This window comes from Pseudonocardia tropica, assembly GCF_040105315.1.
GTDB lineage: Bacteria > Actinomycetota > Actinomycetes > Mycobacteriales > Pseudonocardiaceae > Pseudonocardia > Pseudonocardia alni.
In genome coordinates this window covers 1-5045 of record NZ_JBEDNP010000045.1, presented here as the reverse complement: position 1 = coordinate 5045, position 5045 = coordinate 1, and the positions used below count along the sequence as shown (strand labels likewise).

Genomic DNA, 5045 nt, shown 5'->3' with positions numbered 1-5045 from the left:
CTGCACTCCGCTGCCGCGGACCTGCCCCCGGCCGAGCTGGAGGCCGCGCACTACCGTCAACACATCGGCCAGCCCGAGTCAGAGCACTCAACCCGATAGCTCTCCGGACACGCCGGGGCGGTTCAGTCGCGCTCCGCAATGCCTACGACCGCGCGCTCAGCTCCCGCGATCGAGCGGGTGACCCGCATTGGGTGCACGCCCCAGAACGACACTTCCCGAGGCAGATGAGGAAGGGGCGCCGCGGCCCCTACGATGCGAACCACACGACCCGCAAGAAGATCACCGAGGCCGTCTCCGCGGCCGCCGAGCACTCCGGCACCGATCAGCCGGCCCCGGGCAAGGTCATCGCGGAGCTGAACCTCGGCTTCTGGCGGTACCTCACCGTCAACCGCCACGACCAGCTGTGGCGCACGCACCTACACCGTACGTTTCCCCAGGGAACGAAACGGATCGACGTCCGCGACCGCGTCGACCAACTCCACTCGCTCCGCAACCGGGTCGCCCACCACGAGCCGCTGCTGCAGTTGCCCCTCGCGGTTCGACACCGCGACCTCCTCGCGGTCGCCGGCCTCCTGTCGCCGAGACTGCGCGACCACATCGCCGACCACTCCCCGGTCCCCGCCGTGCTCGCCGACCGGCCCTAACTCGCTCCTCGTGGCCGACCTCCAGGAAACGGTGCTCAGGCGGGCTTCCCCCGGCCGTAGACCTCGGTGACCCGCCCCGCCAGGCCTCGTAGTCAGTCTGGTCTGCGTCCAAGCCGATAGCGGCGATGCAGTCGGGGCAGAGACCCGCGATCACCAACAGAGACGAGCCGGGGCACCGCGTACAGGGAAGAGGCTCGGCATCCGGGTCGCGGGCTTGGACGGTGTCGGTCACCGCCTCATCATGCGCCCTCGACCGAGCCCAGCCGCGCCGACGGGGCTGCCGCCATCGCCGATCGTGGCGCGGCTCTCGACGGCGGGCAGCCAGGTAGGCCTCCACACCTGAGCAGCAAGCTCAGGCAGCGCTGAATGCGACCTGGGCGCCGACGAGCCGGCCATCGGCACGAGCCTGGTCGATGCGCGCGGTGCGATCCTCGGCATGCAGGTCGACACCGGTCGCGACGAGCACGGCCAGCGTCCCGCGTTGGGCGGCGATCTCGGCCCAGCCGGCGGGCGCCCCCGGGCCGATATCGCCGTCATACCCCAGCATCCCGGCCGTGAGCTCCAGCGTCCCGCTGGCAGCGGTGAACACCGCCGCCCCGCCGGAGGGGGACGGAAGCTCGAGCAGCGTCTCGACGTCGAGCGCGGGGACGAGCGTGAATCCGTCGCCGAGCAGCGCGGCGAGCACCGCGTCGACGATCTCGGCACCGGGGTGCCCGTCGCCGGTGAGCACCTGCAGGCGCGGGACGAGGGTGAGCGTGGCGGCGGCGGTAGCGCCGCCTCGATCATGAGCGGCGTAGACACCGGGAGTCGCGTCGATCGTCAGCAGCGGGTCAGGATCGAGGCCGCCGGTCACCGGCCGGCCACCGAGACGAGGGCCTCACAGCGTGCGATCTCGGTGCGTAGCCCCGCGGCATCGGCTCGGTGCTCGCACGCACCGTCGCTGTCACCGGCGGCGTAGGCCCGCTCGGCCAGCAGCAGGTGCCCCAGCGACCGCGAAGTGAACGGGGCGCCGTCCAGCGGCGTGTCCAGATCGGTCATGACTTCGAGCCTGACCGCGCGGGCACCGCCAGGCAATGGGGCCACGCCAAGCTGTGGATAACTCAGCTTGGGGCTGAGGGAGCCCCTTCACCGCGGTGCCGGTGGAAGTGCAAGCCGAATGAGCCGCGGGGCGGCGAAATGCCTAGGTCAGGAGCGGCCCTTGTGTCTGTATCCGCACCTCAGCACGACCACAGTCGAGCCGCACAACGAAGAAGCGGCACCGCAGCAGGAGGAACGGTGCGCGAGCCCGCACCTCGAGCTCCGCTACCGTGAGACCGAGCCGACACGGCCGAACACGGGCGCTCCAGGTGACCCGGGCTGCCGGCCGGTCGGCGGGGTCGGTGGCTGTTTGCCGACGTCCTCGGCACGTCCGGGGGTGGACCCTGCGGGGTTCGGCCACCGACCCCACCCTCGCCGCGCCGCAGCCCACATCCCACCACCGTCGCTTCCGGAGACGCCCGTGCCGACCACCAACCGCATCGACGTCGACGGCCGCCCGCACATCAACCGTGCCGAGATCGCCGACCGCACCGGCATCAGCGCCAAGACCCAGCGCAACCTCTACGTCGAGCGCGCCACGAACGGCCACCCCGAGGCGCACCTGCAGGGCCGCGAGGCCTTCTTCGACGAGCAGCGCGTCATCGAGTGGTACACCGCCTGGGCCGAGCACAAGCAGGCCAACCGGCGGCCGCCCCAGGACGACGCGGGCGACGCGGACGAGCTGCTCGACGTCCCCGCCGCCACCCGGTTTCTCGGCTACGCCAGCCAGTCCACGATCCGGGGCTACCTCGCCCGCAACGACGGCTACTTCCCCGAAGCCGACGACTGCGAGGATCTGCCTTCCGGACGCGTCCGGCGCCGCTGGAAGCGCAGCACGCTGCGCGCGTTCGCAGCACGGGCCGCCCGCCCCGGGGACGCGGTAACCGGCCGGTCCCGGCGCTCACGCCACCGCACACACCCGTCGTAGCGCACCCCTTCTCACCAGGGAAAATGCGCAGATCGGTATTGCCAACCATCCATAAACGCTGTAAAGTAGGACATGTTGGGAGGGACGGCAAACCCGCCCGACACCGCAGCCGAAACACCTGGAAATGGGGGACACCCATGCGCTTGATCAACCGTGTTCGCGCGTCGGACATGTTCAGCTGGACCGACCTGTTCTGCGGCGCCGGAGGGTCGTCGTCAGGCATCGAGAGCGTGCCGGGCAACACCGTGATTACAGCTTGTAATCACTGGGCCTTAGCGGTCGAGACGCACAACCACAACATGCCGCACGTCGACCACGACGTCGCCGACATCGCCGAGATCGACCCCGCCCGGTACCCGTCCACCGACGGGCTGTGGGCCTCGCCGTCGTGCACGTTCTGGTCACAGGCGCGCGGCGAGCGCCAGGACTTCGCCGACCAGGCGACCGAGCCGACCCTGTTCGACCTCGCGACCACCGAGGACATCGAGGACGAGCCCCCGCTGGCCGACGAGGCACGCGAGCGGTCCCGCGCGCTGATGCACGACGTGCCCCGCTTCGCCGAGCACCACCGCTACAAGGCCGTGGTCGTGGAGAACGTGCTGCCGCTGCTGAAGTGGGCGCACTTCCCGAAGTGGATCGCCCGGATGAGGGCGCAGGGCTACCGCCACGAGGTCCTCACCCTCAACAGCGCGTTCGCCCACCAGCTCGGCGCACCCGCCCCGCAGCTGCGCGACCGGGTCTATGTGGTCTTCTGGCAGGAGCGCTACCGGCGCCCGGACTTCGAGCGCTGGACCCGCCCCCGCGCCTGGTGCCCGACCTGCGGCGAGGTCGTGACCGCGATGCGGGCCCCGAAGAACCCCAGCAAGCCCCACGGCGCCTACGGCCAGCAGTACGTGTTCCGCTGCCCGCACGTGTCCTGCCGTAACGACATCGTCCAGCCCTACGTGCTCCCGGCCGCCGCCGCGATCGACCTGGCCAACCCCGGCCAGCGCATCGGCGACCGCGCACGCCCGCTCAAGCCGAAGACCTACGCGCGCATCGAGGCAGGCCTGCGCCGCCACGCCGGAGCCATCGTGCTGGAGGCCGCCGGAAACACCTTCGAGCGCCGCCCCGGCGTGCGGACCTGGCCGGTCGAGGACCCGCTGCGCACCATGCACACCACCCCCTCCAAGGCGATCGCACACGCCCCCCTGATGCGCGCACACGGCACCGCTGGACTGCAGCGAATCGCCGAGCGTCGGGCCGCGACCGCGCTCGACGGTCTGGTCATCCCGGTCGAAGGACGCGAGGGCAAGGTCGCGCAGCCGACCAGCCGGCCGATGCGCGTGCAGACCGCGCGCAACGAGAACGGGCTGCTCGTGCCCTGCGGCGGCACCTGGAACACCGAGGCCCGCCCGACCGACGAGCCGATGCGGACCCGCACCACCCGCGACACCGAGGCCGTGGTGGTCGTCCCGCTGCGCAACAACAACCGCGCCAAGACCGTGCACGACCCGCTCGACACCTTCGCCGCGAACGGCAACCACCACGGCCTGGCCATGCTGATGCGCAACAACACCGGCGGCGCCGAGATGTGCACCCCGATCGACGAGCCCGCGCGCACGCTGACCACCGCCGGACACCAGTCGCTGGTCTCCTGGGACCCCGACGTCCTCTACGCCTACGACACCGGATCCCTGCGCGGCGTGAACCGGCCGATGCCCACCCAGACCGCCGTCGAAGGCGACGCGGTGATGCAGACCGACATCCGAGTCGAGGACTGCCGATTCCGGATGCTGATGGCCGACGAGGTCAAGCTCGGCATGGCCTTCGCGCCCGGATACGTCCTGCTGGGGACCAGCTCGCGCGACAACGTGAAGATGTGCGGCAACGCGGTCACCCCGCCGGTCTCCCGCGACATCATCGCCTGCGTCGTCGAGGCCGTGACCGGCACGAGCATCAACGAACCAGCGCCCCGATAGGCAGGGGCTACGCGCCTGAGCCTCGACGTCGCCCGTCGGACCGACGGGCGACGCCGAGGAGGTCAGCTAACGGCCGCGAGTTCAGGTGATGGCCGGTGGCTCGCCCCGAAGGGCGACGCCCGAAGGCGCCCGGCATGAGGCCACCGGCCATCCGCGTCACGGCCCGCGAACCGAGGGCCCGAAGGCGCCCGAAGCGCCGCGACGCCCACCGAGCCTAGACCGAACCCCGACCGGGCCACGTTCCATCACCAACACACGGAGGACACGATGACCGGCACCCGACGGACCTACGTTGACCGCCTCGCCACTGAGCCTTTGCCAACCTGATGGACGAGCAGGTCAGCTGGCGTGCGGCGTGGCGTGACCTCGAAAGGGTGAAGCTCCTGGTAGACGGGCGATTGCCTAGATCAATCCGCCTGACCAGGAGCTTCAGAG

At 70.8% G+C, this 5045-nt stretch carries 5 protein-coding genes; 3 read left to right on the top strand and 2 right to left on the bottom strand.

Annotated features, from left to right (window positions below; genetic code table 11):
* Nucleotides 1-224 precede the first annotated feature (224 nt).
* Complete coding sequence (locus WHI96_RS27080; RefSeq protein ID WP_337826866.1) at nucleotides 225-644, top strand: hypothetical protein; 420 nt, start codon at nucleotides 225-227, stop codon at nucleotides 642-644.
* A 352-nt stretch (nucleotides 645-996) separates the two neighbouring features.
* Here the strand turns inward: WHI96_RS27080 and WHI96_RS27075 are convergent, their stop codons facing one another.
* Nucleotides 997-1497 (bottom strand): hypothetical protein, encoded by a 501-nt coding sequence (locus tag WHI96_RS27075; protein ID WP_345651179.1) that lies wholly within the window; start codon nucleotides 1495-1497, stop codon nucleotides 997-999.
* Nucleotides 1494-1682 carry a hypothetical protein gene (locus tag WHI96_RS27070; protein ID WP_345651177.1) on the bottom strand — a complete coding sequence of 63 codons (189 nt, stop codon included), beginning with the start codon at nucleotides 1680-1682 and terminating at the stop codon, nucleotides 1494-1496. Before WHI96_RS27070 ends, WHI96_RS27075 begins: the two co-directional genes overlap by 4 nt.
* A gap of 460 nt (nucleotides 1683-2142) precedes the next feature.
* Between WHI96_RS27070 and WHI96_RS27065 the strand changes: the two genes are divergently transcribed.
* Both WHI96_RS27065 and WHI96_RS27060 read left to right on the top strand, forming a co-directional pair.
* On the top strand, nucleotides 2143-2649 hold the full coding sequence (locus WHI96_RS27065) for a hypothetical protein (protein ID WP_345651174.1): 507 nt from the start codon (nucleotides 2143-2145) through the stop codon (nucleotides 2647-2649).
* A 170-nt stretch (nucleotides 2650-2819) separates the two neighbouring features.
* On the top strand, nucleotides 2820-4610 hold the full coding sequence (locus tag WHI96_RS27060) for a DNA cytosine methyltransferase (RefSeq protein ID WP_345651171.1): 1791 nt from the start codon (nucleotides 2820-2822) through the stop codon (nucleotides 4608-4610).
* The last annotated feature ends 435 nt before the right edge of the window (nucleotides 4611-5045 follow it).

What these genes read in the sequence shown, in the direction of transcription:
- WHI96_RS27060 (WP_345651171.1), top strand. Translation starts at nt 2,820, where the DNA reads ATGTTCAGCTGGACCGACCTGTTCTGCGGCGCCGGAGGGTCGTCGTCA.
- WHI96_RS27070 (WP_345651177.1), bottom strand. Translation starts at nt 1,682, where the DNA reads ATGACCGATCTGGACACGCCGCTGGACGGCGCCCCGTTCACTTCGCGG.
- WHI96_RS27080 (WP_337826866.1), top strand. Translation starts at nt 225, where the DNA reads ATGAGGAAGGGGCGCCGCGGCCCCTACGATGCGAACCACACGACCCGC.